The sequence below is a fragment of the Clostridium sp. AM28-20LB genome, from assembly GCF_003480665.1.
In the GTDB taxonomy this organism is placed as follows: domain Bacteria; phylum Bacillota; class Clostridia; order Lachnospirales; family Lachnospiraceae; genus Otoolea; species Otoolea fessa.
This window is the reverse complement of sequence record NZ_QUJN01000002.1, coordinates 132,592-151,107: the sequence shown is the minus strand read 5'-3', so window position 1 is coordinate 151,107 and position 18,516 is coordinate 132,592. Positions and strand designations below refer to the sequence as shown.

General features: G+C 41.8%; 16 protein-coding genes. 2 read left to right on the top strand and 14 right to left on the bottom strand.

Going from position 1 to position 18,516, the window contains the following annotated elements; translation table 11 throughout:
* Positions 1–47: 47 nt before the first annotated feature.
* From DW739_RS05450 to DW739_RS14785, 10 genes are all read right to left on the bottom strand, one after another.
* Complete coding sequence (locus DW739_RS05450) at positions 48–2,378, bottom strand: glycosyltransferase (protein WP_182427945.1); 2,331 nt, start codon at positions 2,376–2,378, stop codon at positions 48–50.
* A 40-nt stretch (positions 2,379–2,418) separates the two neighbouring features.
* Complete coding sequence (locus DW739_RS05445) at positions 2,419–4,293, bottom strand: DUF4422 domain-containing protein (protein WP_118742762.1); 1,875 nt, start codon at positions 4,291–4,293, stop codon at positions 2,419–2,421.
* A 41-nt stretch (positions 4,294–4,334) separates the two neighbouring features.
* On the bottom strand, positions 4,335–5,096 hold the full coding sequence (locus tag DW739_RS05440) for an ABC transporter ATP-binding protein (protein ID WP_118471628.1): 762 nt from the start codon (positions 5,094–5,096) through the stop codon (positions 4,335–4,337).
* 9 nt (positions 5,097–5,105) lie between these two features.
* Positions 5,106–5,894: an ABC transporter permease gene (locus tag DW739_RS05435; protein WP_118493379.1), complete on the bottom strand. Its 789-nt coding sequence runs from the start codon at positions 5,892–5,894 to the stop codon at positions 5,106–5,108.
* A gap of 28 nt (positions 5,895–5,922) precedes the next feature.
* Positions 5,923–6,870: a DUF4422 domain-containing protein gene (locus DW739_RS05430; RefSeq protein WP_118468910.1), complete on the bottom strand. Its 948-nt coding sequence runs from the start codon at positions 6,868–6,870 to the stop codon at positions 5,923–5,925.
* A gap of 32 nt (positions 6,871–6,902) precedes the next feature.
* The gene (locus tag DW739_RS05425; RefSeq protein WP_118468912.1) at positions 6,903–8,249 is read right to left on the bottom strand and encodes an exopolysaccharide biosynthesis polyprenyl glycosylphosphotransferase; all 1,347 of its coding nucleotides are present in this window, start codon (positions 8,247–8,249) and stop codon (positions 6,903–6,905) included.
* Positions 8,250–8,274: 25 nt separating this feature from the next.
* Positions 8,275–8,787, bottom strand: a complete 513-nt coding sequence (locus tag DW739_RS05420; protein WP_118742761.1) for a transcription termination/antitermination NusG family protein — start codon at positions 8,785–8,787, stop codon at positions 8,275–8,277.
* A gap of 364 nt (positions 8,788–9,151) precedes the next feature.
* The gene (locus DW739_RS05415) at positions 9,152–9,340 is read right to left on the bottom strand and encodes a hypothetical protein (RefSeq protein ID WP_118742760.1); all 189 of its coding nucleotides are present in this window, start codon (positions 9,338–9,340) and stop codon (positions 9,152–9,154) included.
* A gap of 245 nt (positions 9,341–9,585) precedes the next feature.
* Positions 9,586–9,873, bottom strand: a complete 288-nt coding sequence (locus DW739_RS05410) for a type II toxin-antitoxin system HicB family antitoxin (protein ID WP_243023737.1) — start codon at positions 9,871–9,873, stop codon at positions 9,586–9,588.
* A 203-nt stretch (positions 9,874–10,076) separates the two neighbouring features.
* Positions 10,077–10,589 (bottom strand): hypothetical protein, encoded by a 513-nt coding sequence (locus DW739_RS14785; RefSeq protein WP_147355660.1) that lies wholly within the window; start codon positions 10,587–10,589, stop codon positions 10,077–10,079.
* A gap of 567 nt (positions 10,590–11,156) precedes the next feature.
* On the opposite strand from DW739_RS14785, the gene DW739_RS05405 reads away from it, so the two are divergent.
* A complete protein-coding gene (locus tag DW739_RS05405) occupies positions 11,157–14,750 on the top strand; it encodes a hypothetical protein (RefSeq protein ID WP_147355497.1) in 3,594 nt (1,197 codons plus the stop codon).
* Positions 14,751–14,905: 155 nt separating this feature from the next.
* Entirely contained in the window at positions 14,906–15,028 is a 123-nt protein-coding gene (locus DW739_RS15300) for a hypothetical protein (protein WP_279221033.1), read from the top strand.
* 137 nt (positions 15,029–15,165) lie between these two features.
* On the opposite strand, the gene DW739_RS05400 is transcribed toward DW739_RS15300, so the two are convergent.
* The 4 genes from DW739_RS05400 to DW739_RS05390 all read right to left on the bottom strand — a co-directional run bounded on the left by DW739_RS05400 (position 15,166) and on the right by DW739_RS05390 (position 18,323).
* Positions 15,166–15,759: a YHYH domain-containing protein gene (locus DW739_RS05400; protein ID WP_118742757.1), complete on the bottom strand. Its 594-nt coding sequence runs from the start codon at positions 15,757–15,759 to the stop codon at positions 15,166–15,168.
* A 152-nt stretch (positions 15,760–15,911) separates the two neighbouring features.
* Complete coding sequence (locus tag DW739_RS05395; RefSeq protein WP_347560693.1) at positions 15,912–16,955, bottom strand: ATP-binding protein; 1,044 nt, start codon at positions 16,953–16,955, stop codon at positions 15,912–15,914.
* 311 nt (positions 16,956–17,266) lie between these two features.
* Entirely contained in the window at positions 17,267–17,392 is a 126-nt protein-coding gene (locus DW739_RS15295) for a hypothetical protein (protein ID WP_270224331.1), read from the bottom strand.
* 154 nt (positions 17,393–17,546) lie between these two features.
* A complete protein-coding gene (locus tag DW739_RS05390; RefSeq protein WP_117796563.1) occupies positions 17,547–18,323 on the bottom strand; it encodes a hypothetical protein in 777 nt (258 codons plus the stop codon).
* Between the last annotated feature and the right edge of the window lie 193 nt (positions 18,324–18,516).

Genomic DNA, 18,516 nt, shown 5'->3' with positions numbered 1-18,516 from the left:
AAATAGACACTATACTAATTCAAAATATTCTTAACAAATGGGACCTTTTACTTCTTTACCCCCACTTTTCTTAATACTCTCTTTATAATTCCTTTCAATGTTCCATTTTCAAGCCGTTTGATTCTTTCTTCATGCCATTTTTGGATCTCCCATTGATGATTAATTGACTTTTCATGGCGTTCCAAAATTTCTCTGTCTTGATTAATAATATTTTTTATATTATCATTTAAATCTTCTTTATAATAATGGGAACTCTCTGCATGATTCTCTTCGTGCTCCATTAAGACTTCTGTGTATATTTCATCTGCCAACATTCCTAACTTTCTCAAGCATTCAGATTTTTCTTCTCTCTGCTTCAATAATGTTTCATCTTGAATAAGCCTTTGAAATTCATTTTCGAAGTATTGAACCATTTCCTTTATCGTAAATTTCTGTTCAATTCGGTTTCTGCAATTCAAAGATAATTCCTTCCATTTTTCTTCATCGGATAAAATCTCTACAATCGCATCTGTATATGCGTTTATTTCTTTATCAGAAAAATCTCTTGAATCAAAATGCTTATCCTCATCCAGCATAAATGGAATTAATTTTCCTACCGAACTATCTATTAGATCTTTTTGGCCTCCTACGTCTGCACTAACTACTGGGACTCCCATTGCACAGGACTCATATGCTGTTAACGCTAATCCTTCTTTAATACTGCATATAAGCGTAACTTTGGTATCTTTATAATACGGTCGTACTTCATTTTTAGAGCCTAAAAAATAAACCGTATTATCTAACTCCATTGTTTTTGTAGCTGATATTAATTCTTCTTTTTGTGATCCATCACCAATAACTACAAATGCAACATTTTTAATTTTTTTTTGCACCTGTTTCGCTATTTTTAACATTAAAAATGGACGTTTTTGTGGATGAAGGCGACAGATAAATAGTACAATCGGACGTTTTTCAGAAATACCTAATTCCTCATATAATATGCCTGAACGCACCTTACTTGCATCAAATTGCACTTCATCAATTCCAATATGTACTGTTTCTACAGATTCTGGATTTCGGTGAAACTGTTGAATCATAACATCTCTCGTTACACTATTGCAAACATATGTTTTTTCAACAATTTCCCCCATAATCGCGCTACTTCTAGCATGTCCGCCATTTCTCCAATACCATTCCTCCATATGAACATAATCCACAATTGCTAAATGCGGAAAGTTTTTACGAATCCATGGCAGTAAATAATATCCCTCGGTTGAATTACTCGCAAATAATATATCTATTTCTCTACTTTTAATAAAATAATCAATAAATTCCGGATAATCATTAGGAGATAAAAAATTTGGCAAATTAAAGATTTCAGGCGTTACTTCTCTGAATCTCTGCAACCAATCATTATCTCTTTCCAATGTCGTTATAATACTAACCTCAAATTTGCTCTTATCTAATCTAGTTATCAAATCTAAATTAAATTTATCGGCTCCTCCCATCACTAGCCACGGAAGTACAAATAACACATGAATCTTCTTATGTTCTTTATAAATACTTTCTACATCTTTAGATTCATTTATATTAGCAAATTCTTCATATGTAGTAATCGGATAGATGATCGGATCTTTCGGATTAATCACGAATGCGGCTTGTTCAGAAATAATCTTCTTATTTCTTTCCTTCTTTTGATTATCCGTATGAATAGATGCCATTCTTCCACTATTAAGAATTCTGTACCAATGTAAATATTCATTACGCAACTGCACGCATGAATAGCCTTTAGCCATCAATTTTAACCAAAAATGCCAATCCTCATCAAACGCTTCTTCTTTTATCGTATACCCCCCAACACTAAGTGCATCCTGTTTACGAATCAATGCAGAAACACTTAATGTATTCTGTGTTTTCATTCCTTCTGGATCAAATCTTACATCCCATAAATATTCTTTTTCTTGAAAACCCGTAGATGCCGTAAATGACCAACTTTTTTTAGGGTTCTTCATCAATGCCCAATAATTATATTCCAAACTCGTTGGCTCTTCTAAATCATCTGCATCTAATATGTAGACATATTCTGTCGTTGCTGCATTGATACCGTTATTTCGTGCCGCACTTGGTCCCATGTTATTTTGATGCAAAATCTTTATTCTAGGATCTTTTGACGCTAACTTTTCTAATAAGCGCAACGAACTGTCATCCGTAGAACCGTCATCCACAATAATCCACTCAAACCATGGAAATGTCTGATTCATCACACAGTTGTATGTCTGTTCAAAATAAGCTCCGGCATTATAAAAAGCTGTAATAATAGAGATTAACGGTTTTTGATCCATTTTCAATGGTCGTTCCCATAAATTTAATCCTGGCTGTTTTGTATAATCAAATTTCATTTTCATACTCTCTCCTAATCATCATTATTCTATGAGCATATCACTTTATAATTCTTTTAACCCACTCTCTCCTCCGACTCCCAATCGGCAGCACCTTATTGGCAATCTTCCGGATGCCCGCGTTCTGCTCCATCCTTGCGATTCTTGACAGTTCCGCTTCTCTCTCATCCATCAGGCATCGTTTCGTTTTTCTCAGGATCATCGGATAATACGGCGACAGCTTCGCATACTCCCAGAAATATTCCGCAAAATCACAGTCCACCACATCCCAAGGTTTCTGGTATCCAGCGAAATGGATCAGATACGGGCGTTTTCTCGCCTGTGTGTATGCTTCATAGAGCTGTCTCGGCGCCATCTTGAGAATGTCCATACGGCTGCGTCCAATCTCCTGCCAGTCCATCAGCGTGTTCCACTGCTGTGGCAGGTAAGTTACTCTGTTTTTGCACACGATGTTCAGGATATCCTGATCGTGACAGCGATAGGAATGGGTCAGTGCCATCTGAATCATATCTTCTGAACTCATCGTCCTGCGGAGTCCGTCCAGATCAAGAATCAGGACACCTGCCTGGAAATAGTCATACGGGCTATCCAGACCCAATATCTCGGTCGCATAGGTCTGCCAGTTGTTCTGGTTCAGATTCAGCTGTCCTGCCACATCGATGTCTTTTGCTGCCCCGATCACAGCTCCGTTCAGGTCGAAATCATACAGTTCTGCTACGTCATGATCGGCTACCATATCACAGTCCAGGTAGAGAATCTTGTGATAATTCGGCATGATTTCCGGGATGATCAGGCGGTAATATGTCTCTACGGACAAGTGCTGATCGACAAATAATTTGCCCGCATCGAAGTATTCACATACTCGGATGAAACGAATCGATATATTCTGTTTGTCCCTGGCTGCCATGGAAATCAGATGCTGATTTTTCTCAGAAATGTCGTTGTACAGAATAATGATGTCATACTCTCTCTCCGGTGAGGCATTCACAATCACCGAGCGGATCATGATGTCAAGATACGGTGAAAATTTATCGTTGGCAGACAGCACGATCGGCACGCCTGCCGGATAAACCGGCTCCAGAACCGCTTTCGGCGCTGTCTCTTTGAACAGGGTTTTCGGCAATTCTCCCGCCCGGATTCCCGGCTGGGTTTTCAGCCACTCATAGTAGATGCCGCAAAGGCGTTCTGCCAGATATCCCATCACCCGGTATTCTTCCACGCTGTACCAGGTACTGTCGATCCGCTTTTCTGTCTCAAAAAGGATGTCAAAGAGCCATGCACAGTAGTCTTTATAGATCTCTTTTTTCATGATGAACATATTGCACTCATGGGCGTTTTCGGACTGCATATACGAATCTGCTGTCTGTGCAAACGCCGGATATTTTTCTTTCAAAATCTGCAGGGTAATGTCGAGATCTTTCCGGTGCTGGAAAGGAACCATGCCATATTCATGGTATACATCCATCGTTTTTCCTTCTGTCTTAATGCGCGGATACCGGCGTCCGCGGACGCTGATCACGTCATATTTTGTGATCAGATCGCGCATAATCTCCGGCTGAAGTTTCATTTCCTCGATCGCTTCTTCTGAGATGCGGTCATAGGCAATATTCCCCCATCCATCGTCTTTGTTCAGAGACGGATCAAATGCCAGATAGCGGCGGTAATGGAAAAATCCATAGTAATCCGCCTCTTCGTTTTTCCATGCCCAATACTGTGCCGTCAGCTCACAGTATGTCTTATTCCGTTCGGAAATATTGTCTCCCTCATCGTCATGCAGCATCCCCGGAAGTTTTTTTCCGGAGAGTGCCGTTCCTACCTGAATCGGGTATAAATATGGGTTTTCCGGCACATAGGCCGGTTTGTGGCAGACCACATAGATCCGGATATCCGGGATCTGTCCTGCTTGTTTTTCCATGTATATTACATTCCTTTCATCTACAGCATTTTGCGGGATTTTTATGCGTTTTCCGGCAGATTCAGGCTTTCCATATAAGCATCGCAGACGCTCTCTGCCTCGCCCTGCATAACCACATTTCCCTTGTTCAGCCAGATTGCATGGTCGCAGAGCTGCCGCACGGTTGCCATCGTATGGGAGACAAAGAGAAGTGTCGTTCCATTTTCCAGCATATGATGCATGCGTTCCTGGCATTTTTCCTGGAATGCCGCATCTCCGACGGCCAACACCTCATCGACGATCAGTATCTCCGGCTGCACGATCGTGGCGATAGCAAATCCCAGGCGGGCTGCCATACCGGAGGAGTAGTTCTTGATCGGCATATTCATGAAGTCTTTGAGTTCTGCAAATTCGACGATCTCATCGTAGTGTGCATCCATGAATTCTTTGCTGTAACCGAGAACGGCACCATTCAGATAGATGTTTTCCGTCGCAGTCAGTTCGCCGTCGAATCCGGCGCCCAGCTCGATCAAGGGCGCGATACTTCCCTTTACCTCTACCGTGCCCCGGTACGGCTTCAGGATGCCGCAGATCAGTTTTAACAGGGTTGATTTTCCGGAACCATTGGTTCCGATGAGGCCCCATGCTTCCCCGCGTTTTACTTCAAAATTGATATCTTTCAGAGCCATGAATTCCTGAAACATGAGCTCCCGTTTGATTAGTTTTACAAAATATTCTTTTAAGTTATCGATGCGCTCGGAAGCCATATTGAAACGGACCGCCGCATTGGTTACTTTTATGATTGTATCTTTGTCCGATGCCATTTCTGCCTCCTAGATATATAAGATAAATTTATCCTGCGTCTTTAAGAACGCGCCCACTCCGACCAGAAGTGCGATACCTGCTGCCACGAATCCGGCGATGATCAGATACAAATCTGGCATCCGGCATTCCAGAACGATCTGTCTGAACTGCGTGATATAGAAGTACATCGGATTCAGGGTCATAACCAGTTTCCGCAGTGCCTCCGGAAGCAGGGTGATCGGATAAAATAATGGGGTCAGGTACATCCATGCGGTCAGTACTGCATTGTAAATATGCTGGATATCACGGAAGAATACACATCCCTGTGCTAACAGCATTCCCAGTCCCAGGCAGAACAGATATTCCTGCAAAAGAATCACCGGAATGAACAGGAAGAATACATTCGGGACTACCCGGCACACGATAAATACGATAATAAGTGCCCCCAGAGCAAATATCATATTTACAAAGGAACTTGTGATTTTGGAGACGGTAAATACATATTTCGGTACATACGTTTTTTTTAGCAGGGACGCATTTCCAATGATGGAAAAGATCGCCTGTGTGGTTGATTCACTCATAAAGTTATAAAGAGTCTGTCCGATAATCAGGTATACCGGGAAATTGGTAATATCCGACCGGAACATATTGGAGAATACAATTACCATGATAACCATAACCATCAGCGGATTCAGAATACTCCAAAGATACCCCAGAAAGCTCCGGCGGTATTTCAGCTTGATGTCTTTTGTGACAAGCTGCTGCATCAGGAAGCGGTATTTGTAAAATCCGCCCAGTCGTTTTAAGAACAAATTCATATCTTTTCCTCTTTCTTCGATTTTGCTTTTATTTCAAAAAAAAACCGCGCAGCAATACCCGCCGGAAACTTCCTGCCGGAAACAGACGGTTTAACTTACGCATATCTATTTTAATTTTTAAGTTGGTCGGTTTTAAACGAAACTCCCGTATATTCGATACTTCTTCCTCCTTTCCCGGTTCAGTATGATAGAATTTAAGATAAGGAAGCTCGGCACATTGTATGCCTTTCTTCCTCTGGTAAAAGTAAAAGATACCAAACAACCGCTCCGCAAGATAGCCATACAGCCTTGGTTCCTGCGGTTTGTTTATCTCTTTTCTCTCCTGCTCGAATGTATCTAAAAGTGTAAAAAGCCATTCCATATAGGTATGGAACAGCTCTTTTTTCATGATATACATATTCATATAATAGATATCTTTGGAACTCATATATGCCTTTGCCGAATCTGTATATTCCGGGTAAACCCGGTTTACAATCTCCAGCATATGATTCAGTTCTTCTGCTTCATGATACTGGCAGTACTGGCGGTATACCGTCGTATTGATCCGCTCCCGGTAAACGGTCAAAAGATCGTATTTCGCGATCTGTTGTACCATCCACTCGGCTTCCATCCAATATGGTGTCAGATCGTCCCAGACGGAATCCAGCTCTATATACGGATGCTGGCGTTTTCCAAGGATTCGTCCACTCGCCATCACGGGGCAGACCCTGTGAAACGTCAGATAGCGGCGGTAATGAAAGAATCCATAATAGTCGCAGTCTATATTTTTCCAAGCCCAATACTGTGCCGTCAATTCACAGTAATCCGGATTTTTCCCGGATATATTATCGCCCTCATTATCTCGATATGCCATATGTTCCAGACGTTTTTCCGTCAACGCCGTTCCCACCTGTACCGGATAAAAAATTGGATTTTCCGGTACATAGGTCGGCTTATGGCAGGCAATAAAAATGCGTATATCTGGTTGTTTTTCCATGTCTTATTTCCTGTTTATAGCTTTTTATTCCGTTATTGCTGTTCTTCTTTGACTCCTTCCGTACTTTCCTTCATCAGCATAATCTTCGGCGTCATGATAATCAGCTTCAGATCTTCCAGCACTGAATAGTTGCGTATATACGTCAAGTCCAGTTTCAGCTTGTCATAAGGGGTCGTGTTATATTTTCCATACACCTGCGCGTAGCCGGTCAGACCGGCTTTGACTTGCAGGCGGAAGGAAAATTCCGGTATCTCTTTTTCCAGTTCTGCCGCCAGCTCTGGGCGTTCCGGGCGCGGTCCAACGATGGACATATCGCCTTTTAAGATATTGTAGATCTGCGGCAGCTCATCCAGGCGGGTTGCCCGCAGTATCCGGCCAATCGGCAGGATTCTCGGATCGTCCTCGCTTGCCAGCCGTGCCTTTCCGTCCGCTTCCGCGTTCTGCACCATGGTACGAAATTTATATATCTGGAATTTCTTTCCGTTTTTTGTAAGGCGCGTCTGCTGGTAAATCACCGGACCGCCGTCGGTCATCTTAATACAGATTCCTACAATCAAAAAAATCGGAATCGTGATAACGATTCCGATGAGTGATCCGACGATGTCGATGATCCGTTTCATAATTTCCTGCTCAATCTGCAGTCCCTGATTATTCCGCGACAGAAGCAGCGGCGAATCAAACAGATTCAGTTCCACCGAGCTGCGAAGCAGAATGTCCGATATTTTCGGGACGCTGTATGTCCGGATATTCTGGCCGAAACAATATTTGATGATATAGTTTCGCTCATGAGCCGGTATATCTCCGACAATCACACTGTCGTATTTGGCGATCTCCGCTTTGATGCGTTCCGGTCCTTCGTGGTAGCTGACAATCTGACTGATTATGTATTTATCTTCCCGCGCATTCATTTTTTCAATCAAATGATAATCCGAGTGATCGCCGGAGATCAGCAGCAGCTCTCTCGGCGGGAACATGCCCCGGTACAGCCAGAGAAATGTCATCGTCCACGCGAGGATGATGACAACCGCCCCTATCAGATTGACCACCAGTGGCGCCGGTGCCGTGAATTTCTTATCCTGCACGCTGATCTGGAAATACGTAATAATATTGGTGACTACCACCGCCAGTATCTGCGAGTAGATCAGATTGCCCCGCTTCAGGAGCGCTATCTTAAATCCGCCGTACAGCTGCATAAAGAAAATAAGCAGGAGTCCATAGATGAATATCATCATCCAGTTACCCCTGCGGAAGAACGGCGCCCAGATGATCTTATTGTACCAGTTAATCCAGATGACGCCATAGAGTCCTGTCAGAAGCGCGACCAATATCAGGGCAAATCCCAGCTTGATCAGGCGCTTGTATTGCTCAAATTGATTCATGCTTTTGTGTTTTGGTTCCTTTCTTTTACTTATCTTCCGGCAGACGGATTCCCAATTCTATCCTGCGCTTTTCTCCCAGAAGCTCGACCTCAACCGTCACGATCCGCTTGCGGATGCGCTTGCGTACAATCTTGTCCAGGAAGAAGGATAATGGTCCCTGGGCAGTTAGGATGTTGCCGTCTTCGTCGAGGGTGACAAAGGAGCGGCGGACAAGACATTCATCCAACTCCATCATCTGGCAGAGCAGTTTCTTCTCTTCTTCCCGAATCGACCAGAATTCACAGTCCGTCCGCAGGAGTTTGGAAAGCTTCGGGACCCGCTTTAACGCCAGAAAGAATTCCTCCGGCGTATCGGTGTCCGCGATGACATAGGATGGAAAGAGCGGTTTCTGGTAAGCCAGAAACTCTCCGGCATTGCGCCAGACGCATTCCTGCTCGATCACAAAACAGGCGCGGTATCCATTTCCTTTCAAAACGCGTTCGATGCATTCTGTCAGCTCCTGTTCCCTGCCTGTCTGTGTCTGGATCACATACCACATATCGCACTCTCCTTTGCACTTTCTCTGCTTTCAGGTGCACAATGGGTATGCTTCGCCATCCCGGAGCCGCCTTCTGGCTGCCCGGATACGATCTCGATCCATCCTATGTTCCATCTTTCGTCTGACCATGACATTGATCACAGGCAGCTTACTCCACGTGCTTTTGATTCTTATTCTGCGTCTCTTAACGCGCTTTCATGCGTCCGCATCCGGCACGCCCTGATTTTAGAGGATTTGTGCCTATGCGAAGTCTAGTTTATTATACTACGGTTTGTGGGGGGATTCAATAGAAGTTTGTGGGAAGGAATGTTTAGGAAATTCTTAAATTAATTTAATAAGATAAAAGCGGAGTTTTCACCCCGCTTTATCTACAGTCTTTGCACCAGGACTGGTTTCTAATTTGACCATTTCCCATTTTACGGAAACCAAATTCGCTGATTGGTTTTGGCTTATTACAATTCGGACAAATATGTACAGGCTCACTTCCATTGTATCCACTTGATTGAATTATTGGTCTATCAACATTAATATTATTTTTCTTATTAGCCGCCATTACAATACTCCTTTTTAACACATAAACTTCTTTTTATTTGCAAGAGATTACTATTCGATTATATATTTGATTTCCCCCCAAATTCATTTATCTTTTCATACTTAACATTTTCTAGCGAAATAGAACAATTTCCAGTAAAGTATTCATTAAACATTGTCATTTCTATCCCTTCTTTATGCTAGTAGAATTTTTAAAGTCTATAATCTTGTTTGGGTATTTTTGTGCATTATTAATATTGCTTTCTTTTATCTCATTTTCACAAGTTCTTTTATATCTTTATTTATATCATTTGCTCTGCCATCCGATAAATAAACAGCAATTGCTTTTTCTACCGCTTTATTTAAAGAATCGCCATCTTCTAACGCTTTAAAAGCCAGTTTTTTATGTAATTCTGGCTTAATCCTGACATTAAAAGTGCCTTTATATTCCTTTTCAGGTTCCTTTCCAACTTCACTGCAAAATATAAGGTAATCGTCAACTGCACAATGAAATTCTTTTTCTACATCCGCAATATTACTTGTTTGAAAATCCACATAATCATTGATTCCTTCAATAACTCCATCAAATCTCCGCTTTTCCCATTTCCCTCCCCTTCCCCCCTATGCTACAATACCCTTATCACACCACCCAAAGGAGGCTCTCACCCATGATCCCACAAACATCCGTCAACTGGACCGCATTTAACTACAAATACTCCACCAATCCCCAACACGCCTTCGAATCCCTCACCTACTACCTATTCTGCCATGAATTCCAGCAGCCCTATGGTATTTTCCGCTATTTCAACCAGCCCCATATTGAGACAAATCCCATTCATGTGGGCGATCGCTATATTGGCTTCCAGTCGAAATACTATGCGGACAGTGTTACCATGTCTTCCAAAGAACAGGAACTGATCGGTGCTGTCAAGGGAGCCGTACAGAGATATCCAGGTATTACAACGCTTTATTTTTATATCAGCCGTGAGTTTTCTCCCAGTTCTAAAAAGGACGATATCATGCCCTCCTATCAGAAAAAAGTGGAAGCAGTCGCTGAAGAGCTTGGCATTGAGCTTGTCTGGCGGGTTCCCAGCAATCTGGAAGCGCAGCTGATGCTGGATAAGCAGCTTACCATTTGCCGCAATGTGTTTTTTCAGGTGGACTCTGCCGTACAGACCTGCTGTGAAAATCTTGAAAAACACAAAAAAGAAATATTTGATCATATTCACACCAGTGTAAGATACAAAGAAAACGATATTACGCTGGAACATACACAGCTGAACCTTAGATCGTTTCTAAATTCAGCTATGTCTGTTTTGCTCATTGACGGAGCTGCCGGTTCCGGAAAATCGGCTCTGGTAAAACAACTTACGGATGGACTTACAAATGACTGCGCATTCCTCGCTTTTAAAAGTACCGATCTGGATGTGAATGATATCCTAAATTTTTTAACCCCTTATGGCGAATTAAATTTGGATGAAGTGATCGATGTATACAAAATGGCTGACACACGTGTGCTCTATATCGATGCAGCCGAAAAGTTTTTTGTTTGTGAATATCAGGAAACGTTTGAGGATATCCTGAACCGCTTTATGGCAGCTGGATGGAAAATCATTCTGACACTCCGAACCGCGTACCGGGATTCTTTTCAAAACTCCCTATTACACGGTAGCAAGGTTCAGACCTATCATGTCGAACCGGTTGACTCTGATAAACTGTCCACTTTATCCCATACCTATGGTTTTCAGCTGCCACAGGACAAGCGGCTGCTGGATCTGCTCTGTGCGCCTTTCTATCTGGGCTTATATCTGGCTCTGGGAAACCTCGAGGATGAATCGATGCGTTCTTTGAACCGTGAGGCATTCGAGGAAAAGATCTGGAATGATATCATCCGTAACAACCGGAAGCGGAAGGACAATCTGCCAACCAGAAGGGAAACGGCTCTTATTTCTTTGACCACGAAAATGCTTCAAAATGAGATTTATTATTATGAGATTCTCGCAGCGGATGATTCCGAGGCACTTTCTGAGCTGGAGAAAAGTGGTGTGCTGTTCCAGAGCAACGATGCCAGAAGATATTTGCACAGCCATGATGTATTTGAAGAGTTGGTTGTCAGCCATATTTTTACTGAACGCTACCGGCATGATACCCTGAATGAGCAGTTTTTTGCCGATTTCCACCCTTCTCTCCGCATCCGAAAGCTATTTCGCGGATGGCTGGCTGATTTTGCCGCTGTTCCAACCCATCAGGAGCTTATTTTCCACCTTCTCGACTGCGAACAGGTAGAGCGGATATGGAAAGATGAGATTCTCTTAACGGTTATCAGCACGGAATCTTTAAAAGAAGTTTATCAAAAGCTGACACAAAAGATGGCTGCAAACAACTATGAGCTGTTACGAAAACTTGCCATTTTAATCAACACCTGCTGCCGCGCCGCAGAGAACTGGGAACAATACTGGAGTACTGGAAATCTGATTCCGTTTCGCCTTTCCAAGCCGTCCGGCTATGCCTGGCAGGCTTTGTTTGCTTTTTTGTTAGAGCAGAAAGAAACAATCCTCTGGGATGAACGTCTGATTTCCACCATCATTGAGGTACTGGATTCCTGGACCAAACACCTCGCTCATGCCAAATCAGAAAATACCCGCATGGCGGGAGAAATCGGAGTATTTTTGTTTCAAAAAATAGCCAATGACAAGGATCTGCGGTATACCTTTGAAAAAGGGCAGGCAGAAAAGCTGCAGGATGTATTGGTAAATTCTGCATGGATGATTCAAGGACCCTTAAAATCCCTTTTTCAAATGGTAATAGACGAAAAAAAAGGCGATGAAAATCATCCTCCTCTTCCCCGTATGTATACGGACCTGGCAAAATGCGCTGTATCGGATATTTATCATTATGGAATGGTTCCAGCTGCAATGCCTGAAATCGCGCTTCATCTGATGGCAAAATTGTGGGTTCGCTCCAATATGACTCTTCGTACCCATTACGCACATCCTGACGTTGAAGAAGATTTCGGTTTAAATCCTCATCTGGACTTTTGGTACCAAACCGCAAGTGCTTATGCAACACCAATTATCCCATTGCTGCAAGCCGAACAAAATCTTGCAACTGATTGGTTAATTGATTTTTGCAATCAAGCTGGTAATTCCTACGCACATTCATCTTTAAATGAGGATTATGGGGAATGTACAAACATTACTATTTATGTAAACGATATACCTGTAGAACAAATTGCATCTGACCGACTCTGGAAAATGTACCGCGGAACTTCGGTTGGTCCAAATCTTCTGATTAGTCTCTTGATGGGGTTTGAAAAATGGCTTCTTATGGTTATCGAGCATTCAGAAACTCTTATTGTTGTTAATTATTGCCGCTATATCCTGCAGAAGTCCCGCAATATTATGTTAACTTCCGTGATCGTCAGCGCCGCAGAAGCTTATCCAGATAAATTATTTGAGATTGCCTGTGAGCTTCTGCGTACAAAAGAACTGTTTCATCTGGATTCATACCGCTTTACCGCCGAATCCTCAGCTTCCTTTTTGTTGACCGGAAAAGATCTTCTTGAAAAAGAACGGCTAGAAAGTAACCGGCTTCCTTTCAGGAAAAAACGTCTGGAAGAAGTTATTTTATCGTATCAAACAAATTCCAGCGGTCTTTCAACAGAAGCCTTCAATTTCCGAAAACAAACACTTTATCAAGCGATTGACCGAGCGGCTGCCGATATCGATACCTGGTCATCCAATGACAAATTTGCCTATTACCGGATGGATTTACGACATTATCAGGAAATTGTTGATGTTCGGGAAAATGAGCACGGGCAGACACTCTGTACGGTTCTCCCTGATTTTACAGAAGACATGAAAGCATTAAGCCAGAAGAGCGCTGCCGCCTATGAACCTCATCTGAAATATATGGATTTACAGTTATGGAGCGATTATAAATTCCACCATGACGTTAAATTCCGGGAATATAAAAAGTATGAGAATGTCCGCACCATTTGCTCAGAGCTGAACGAAATCTGGGCATATATGAACGCTGAAGTTCGCAATGAGGAACTCACTTCCGACGATATATCTGTGATCGTGCACCGCTTTACCGCGATCGCATCTTACACCAGTGCTGTTTTACTTCGGGATTTTAAGGAAACATTGTCACATGAAGATCGGACATTATGCGAATGTATCATTTTCTCTATTGCTGATTTATTTGCACACGCTTCTCACTTTGAAATCGTTCAGGCTGGAAATGGAATCGATGCGATTGCCGTTGGACTGGTTCTTTTAAGCAATGAAGATAATATAAACGCCATAAATGACGAAAATCCTCTGTGCCTGCTTCTTAAATTGGCACTGAATGACTGGAGTTACAACAGCCGTATCGTGAACGGAATCGCGTCAACCATCTGGGCGCACAGCCAGAATGCTGCGTGGCATTTCCTATATCTGTTTTCACTCCTCGCCGATTCATATGAAGACGCGCTTTTGAAAAATGAGTCATTTTCCAGCGATGACTTTTTCAAACAGAATGAGGATGTAGTTGCCTGTGCGCTTGCGAAAGACTCAGTTGATATAACCGACTTTGATTTTTCCAAGCTCCAGAATATGACGATTTTCACGCTTCTTTCCTTGGTCTCTCCCCAAGCAGCAGAGGCATTTAAATTCGCGGACGCAACAAAAGATCTTGTCATGGAACTTGTTTTTACAGATAACAGGGATTTACGCGCCGAACGCAGGGAGCTTTCTGGCTATACAATAAACTATGTTTCCTGGCTGGCAGATGTTCTGCTCCATTGTGAACAGACAAAGCAGACTAACCTGATCGATGCATTTTTCCAATATGCAGATTTGACTCGAAATGATAACTCAGGATATCTGCTCACCGAGCTCATCCGGATACAGGATATCAACGGGAAAACAGATGCTTTCTGGAATGTATGGGAATTACTGAAACCTCACTTTCTTGCATTAAGCAGCAAACCACAGGTTTCTTTTGATAACCGCCATCCTTATGGACTGGACAAGGTGATTATCAGCTATTTATTTGGCAATTCTCCCTGGAGATCCGATGTTCACCGATGCGCCTTCCTTCCAGAAGGAAACGCGGCTTTCTTTGACGATTTTATCGACAAATCAGGAAGTCTCAAAGCCCTGTTCTACGCGATTTCCCGGCTGCTCTATACCGTTGGGCGGGAACCTTATCTTGAAAACGGGATCGACTGGATGTATAAACTGGTCACGCGCGATCCTGACTGCCAGTTACCGCTTTATCAGCAAACCTTGTATTATATGGAAGAGTACGTCGGCCTTTTTGTATCACGCCATCGCATGGATTTCAGGAACGATGTGGAACTGGCTTTGAAGACTCAGACGGTGCTGGAGTATATGGTAAATCGAGGATCGCAGATTGCTTTTTTCTTGCGGGAGTTGATTTAAAATAAAGGGTACAAAGGCAAAATTCTATATTTACTTAGAAATACATATCGGACTGATAGCGAACTCAGTTGGCATCGCAGAACATAAGTTCTATAATTGGCTTGTTAGCATTTACAAATTACAGATTTATAAATATTACCTCGGAGGCCAATGCCATGAAAAAAATAGGTTTAACCATATATGCTTTAAATGTTTTTCATACTGGAAAGTATCACATTGAAAAGAAACATGGACAGTTAACTTTTATAGATATGCTTTCAGCTTTCTCTAAGCTCTAGAACAGGGCAGTTTTCCCGCCCCCGTTTTGGTCTTCCATGAAACGAAGGATGCGGAAGTTGGTTTTAGAAAAGCGAAAATAGAAAGCCATGCGGCTTTATTACACAACCGCACGGCTTTTCTCTTCCATCACCTATTTTTATTTGCAAACCCGGTTCTCCAACTGCCCACTCTGCACATAATGTGTATAGTAAGCCTTCAAATCGTCTCCAAACACTGCCGCCAAATCCGGGTTATTTGCCTTATATACACTGACATCGAAATTCTCCGATGCCCTGCGTCCTTCTGCCATACCGCACGTATAAAAATGCTCAAATAACTTTTGCGAATCCAAGCCAACGACCGACTGCAAATCTGGATTATTCATATAATAATAATTTGCATCAAACACCGGCTGATACATGTTCATCTGTTCCGCTACCTGATTCTGATTACCTGCGGACTGTGCCTGTGTCTGAGTCTGCGTCTGACCGGACGTATTTCCATTCGAAACCGCCCCATTCTTATACGGGCAAACTCCATTTGGATGAAGATGTGCCTCATGGCCGCCACAATGATAATGATAACTTCCCAGACCGCTCTTATTCTTGTAGTCATGATGTCCGCCCTGTGCATCCGTCCGTCCCGGATGCGCCTCAGCTGTAATCATCGTCATGTTTGAGACAGTCGCGAACGATGTCGTCAGCATCATGCAGGATAAAAGCGCAGTTCCAAACTTTTTAAAACGTTTCATAATAACTCCCCCTTGTAACTGTAAAATGAAATGCTCTCCAATTTAATTGTAACATTTCCATACAGAAAACACAAGAAAATTGCCATAATACCGCACTAATTCTGCCTTATAAAACCATGCGGTTGCCATTACACAGCTGACACATACTCTTCTTACTCACCTTCTTTCAAGGAAAACTCCTTAAGAAATGGAATTCCTCCATATACCCCCGCCAGATAATCCTTTTCAAATGATGCATCGGAACGCACCTTAAAGTCCGAAAGCGCACATAATTCCGAATGTCCCAGCTCGTCTTTCTGTACAAACCAAATCTGGTCCCTTCGGAAGAATTTTTTATCCATTAATGTCGTATCATGTGTAGTATAAATCAGCTGAGCCATTGAATTGTTATCATAAAATAAATCAATAAAAAATTTTAACAACAATGGATGTAATTTTACATTTAGCTCATCCATCACCAGTACATAATCATTGATAATTGCCATATGTGCATGGATAAAAAGCATGATACTCTTGATTGTACCTTCTGACTCATCGTATAAATTCAAAGGATATAATTCCCCATCCGCCCCTTTATGAAATGTAAAAAACAGCGTTTCTTTTTCTTTATAAGTAATATCCTTTATTCCAATATCTATTGCGGTAAGAAACTCTAATAACTTTTCCTTTTTTCCATCAATCACCTTAGGTAAAAGAGCATCTAAAAACCTTGTATCTTCATAGTCATCCGACATAAAAACCAGTACATCTGTAATTCCTGAATAAACCGTTTTAAAAATACCTGTTTTTAACTTGAGCTTATTAAAGAAAGATAACAATAATGTCTCTGGTGGAATTTGATCTTTATAAGCTTCACATTCTTTTCTAACGGACACCCCTAAATTTACTTTTTGCATCGTCCTCTCAAAAATCGTCACTTTACGGTTTATCTTTAAACTCTTTCTGTACAGCCATTCCATCACGATCTTCTCAGAATTGTACTCAAACCCATACTGATACTCCTCGTCCCGCAGAATCTGTACAATCTCAAATTCTGAATTACCTTTGTTCTCTTCAAAAGAAAATGGTTTACTGCATTTTTTGAGTACGGACTCAGCTCCGTCATCAACATTGTTCAAAGATTGGGAAACAATCCACCGAAAAAGCTGTAGTGCCCACACGAAATTGGACTTTCCGCTGGCATTGGCGCCATAAATAGCTGCTACCCGCAGGAATTTTTCCTTGGTATCTATATCAATCAGGTTCGACGGTGCTCTTTATAAGCGCTGATTGCTGTCATATCAAAAATCGTTTCTTCTTTAAAGGAAAGAACGTTTTTCATTTTAAATTGCACCAACATGTTTTGTACCTTCTTTTTATATAATATACAAATTTCTGATTTTTATATCAACATTTTTGTGATTTTTCCGTTATTTTATTGATTTTATGTTTCATAATTACTCTATCCGTCTCTCTCAATTACAAAAAAAATCAAGATTCTATGCCGGAATAGAATCTTGATCATCAATTAGCCGCGATACTTTTCGCGAGGGATTCGCAGGCAGAACACCTTGAGGCCATATTGTGAAGCCCAGATGCGCACGCCCTTACGAGTAATATATGGAGTATATACTAAGACATATTCCTTATCCATAAGGCGGTCACCTCCTTTTTTGAAGGTTCCTCTTGAAATCCCCGACAAAGTATGATACATTTAAAAATGTAAATACGTATCCCGGCATACTCGTCGGCAGAATTTGTGCTGCAACACAGATTCAAGAGGCAGAACACCTATGGGTGGTCTGCTTTTATTTTTCCAACTCTTCTTTTAAGTTGGAAATAAAAGTGGGTAACATGTTTTCAATGTAAAGTGTGATGAAATCTAAATCTTTTTCGGTCACATTCTGGGGAATGATAACCTTTGCCACAGAACCAGAAAGTGTTGGTATTGTAAAACAATACGCCGACGGCTCCATCGACGTCAGAACTTCCTCTTTGGATTCAGCGGTACTATTTTCACTAACCTCTTTAGAATCTTTAGAAGAACTTTCATCCTCAAAGGAGTCAATATCATTCTCATCTGATTCCAAAAGAATAATGCCGTTTTTCAGTATTCCTACCTGCTCTGCATTTTCAATGAATTTCGCAGCGGCAATATCCTTAGCGCTTTTCGTTAGATTGTATTCTAAAAGAAGTATATTACTAAGCTTATCTTGACTAGGAAGGGCCTGGTTTTCATATCTTTCCACGATCTTACGATATAGCGGAGCCGATAAAAAGCTTTCTACGATAGCGCGTCTGGTATCTAATTCATTAACCGGATAGACAATCCGCTTGGCAAGTTCTGTCAGTTCAACCGCTCCATTTGAACCTCGAATCAATCCAAACTGCTTTGCAGTACTAATCTTTGCCCGAAAGGAATTTGTCTTCACGCTAAATCCAAGAACACTTGCAATAGTATTGATAGATACACGCTTTCCACCGATTTTTACAATTTCATTAATGAAATCCACAATTTCTTTAATAGAAAACATGGGATACAGTGAACTTCTTTCCTTTATATTTTTTTCAGCCGACTGTGCCATCTGAGAATCTCCCTCCTTAAATCCACGTCTAGTATAGCATCTACCATCCACTTCGTCAAGACTTAAACTTAATTTGATTCTCAATGTGCTCAAAATTTGATTCTTATTTACGTCCATTCTCGTAAAAACTATGTTTTTTACATTGTAAATTTAAAATTGAGTGCACATATCATTAAAAAAGACCATATCATTT

What these genes read in the sequence shown, in the direction of transcription:
- DW739_RS05450 (WP_182427945.1), bottom strand. Translation starts at nt 2,378, where the DNA reads ATGAAATTTGATTATACAAAACAGCCAGGATTAAATTTATGGGAACGA.
- DW739_RS05445 (WP_118742762.1), bottom strand. Translation starts at nt 4,293, where the DNA reads ATGGAAAAACAAGCAGGACAGATCCCGGATATCCGGATCTATGTGGTC.
- DW739_RS05440 (WP_118471628.1), bottom strand. Translation starts at nt 5,096, where the DNA reads ATGGCATCGGACAAAGATACAATCATAAAAGTAACCAATGCGGCGGTC.
- DW739_RS05435 (WP_118493379.1), bottom strand. Translation starts at nt 5,894, where the DNA reads ATGAATTTGTTCTTAAAACGACTGGGCGGATTTTACAAATACCGCTTC.
- DW739_RS05430 (WP_118468910.1), bottom strand. Translation starts at nt 6,870, where the DNA reads ATGGAAAAACAACCAGATATACGCATTTTTATTGCCTGCCATAAGCCG.
- DW739_RS05425 (WP_118468912.1), bottom strand. Translation starts at nt 8,249, where the DNA reads ATGAATCAATTTGAGCAATACAAGCGCCTGATCAAGCTGGGATTTGCC.
- DW739_RS05420 (WP_118742761.1), bottom strand. Translation starts at nt 8,787, where the DNA reads ATGTGGTATGTGATCCAGACACAGACAGGCAGGGAACAGGAGCTGACA.
- DW739_RS05415 (WP_118742760.1), bottom strand. Translation starts at nt 9,340, where the DNA reads ATGGCGGCTAATAAGAAAAATAATATTAATGTTGATAGACCAATAATT.
- DW739_RS14785 (WP_147355660.1), bottom strand. Translation starts at nt 10,589, where the DNA reads ATGTTCCAGCGTAATATCGTTTTCTTTGTATCTTACACTGGTGTGAAT.
- DW739_RS05405 (WP_147355497.1), top strand. Translation starts at nt 11,157, where the DNA reads ATGCGTTCTTTGAACCGTGAGGCATTCGAGGAAAAGATCTGGAATGAT.
- DW739_RS15300 (WP_279221033.1), top strand. Translation starts at nt 14,906, where the DNA reads ATGAAAAAAATAGGTTTAACCATATATGCTTTAAATGTTTTTCATACT.
- DW739_RS05400 (WP_118742757.1), bottom strand. Translation starts at nt 15,759, where the DNA reads ATGAAACGTTTTAAAAAGTTTGGAACTGCGCTTTTATCCTGCATGATG.
- DW739_RS15295 (WP_270224331.1), bottom strand. Translation starts at nt 17,392, where the DNA reads ATGGATAAGGAATATGTCTTAGTATATACTCCATATATTACTCGTAAG.
- DW739_RS05390 (WP_117796563.1), bottom strand. Translation starts at nt 18,323, where the DNA reads ATGGCACAGTCGGCTGAAAAAAATATAAAGGAAAGAAGTTCACTGTAT.